The organism is Bartonella sp. AC130YNZD (genome assembly GCF_042196865.1).
Lineage (GTDB): Bacteria > Pseudomonadota > Alphaproteobacteria > Rhizobiales > Rhizobiaceae > Bartonella.
In genome coordinates this window covers 1-1,130 of the sequence record NZ_JBHIQZ010000113.1, presented here as the reverse complement: position 1 = coordinate 1,130, position 1,130 = coordinate 1, and the positions used below count along the sequence as shown (strand labels likewise).

General features: G+C 39.6%; 1 protein-coding gene. It reads right to left on the bottom strand.

Annotated elements, in window-relative coordinates; translation table 11 throughout:
• Positions 1-365: 365 nt before the first annotated feature.
• Positions 366-1,130 (bottom strand): type IV secretory system conjugative DNA transfer family protein (locus ACFINU_RS09955; protein ID WP_375667683.1); only part of this gene is annotated, 765 nt, incomplete at its 5' end.

Sequence of the window (1,130 nt, the reverse complement as noted above, 5' to 3'; positions counted from 1 at the left end):
CAACAAAACCTTCTCTATTTTACAATCTATTTGGTATATTTTTTTATCCACGTAGTTAAAAAATCAAATGTTTTTTTTCATACTATAATGTGCTGTTTAAGCACCCCTAAAAGCTCTCCCTTCTAATCATGATTTCGGAGCCGCGTGAGAAGGACAAAACAAGCCGTTAGGTTCTTTGTCAAGGACGCCGCTAGGCGCCACGTAGTGGCTTCCTTGACACTAAGAACCAAGACTTGTTAGTCCCCTCATTAAACGCGGATCTGATGTCATGATTTTGGTGAGCGGTCCAGAGAGTTTGAGAGGCGGATAGCCTCTCATTTTATTGATTATGGACGAACGAAGTGAGTTCTATTTAGGAGATATTATTATTTAGGGGCAAATCTATTTTTGTTAGCAAGAGCCCTTAAATCCTTTCTTCTGAAATATATGGCACGTCCGCAACGAATAGGGGGCTGCCCTTGCATGAGAATGATCTGTTCGTCTTTTCGCATTTCTTGGGTGATTTCATGAGGATAAATTAAAGGTCTCTGCTGGACATTTAGACTTTCAGTTCCTTTTGCTCCTGATGTCCCTAGGGTTTTGCTTTTGCCATGAACTTCAACAGTCATTTTACCACATGCCTTTGATATATTTTCAGCTGTTTTAATATCTTTAATAGCGGCATAACTTACAAAAGCACAACTTTCAAACCATGCCATAGCACCTGATGAACCAAAGTGACGTTCAATTTGTCCTACAGATTGGTAAAAGAGCATGAGAGATATTCCATACTTACGCCCACGGTCACGAGCTTCTTCTAAGATGTTCATATATCCTAACAGATCAATCTCATCTAAAACAAAGAGGACTCTTTTTTCATAGTTTCCATTAGCGGCTTCCATAGCTTTGAGAAGAGAACCGACAAGAATGCGTCCCACACCAGGGTAAGATTTTAGAATTTTGGACGGAATATTCAAAAAGATATCGATATTTCCTTTTGCGACATCAGTTGTTTTAAAGTCGTTACCACTTATAAGGTCGGCATAATTATCAAGGGAAAGCCATTGGGTATCCTTAGAAGCAGTAGCATAAACACCAGAGAAAGTTTGCGGTGCCATATTGGTAAAGACCCCAAGAGTTTCACGAATGAA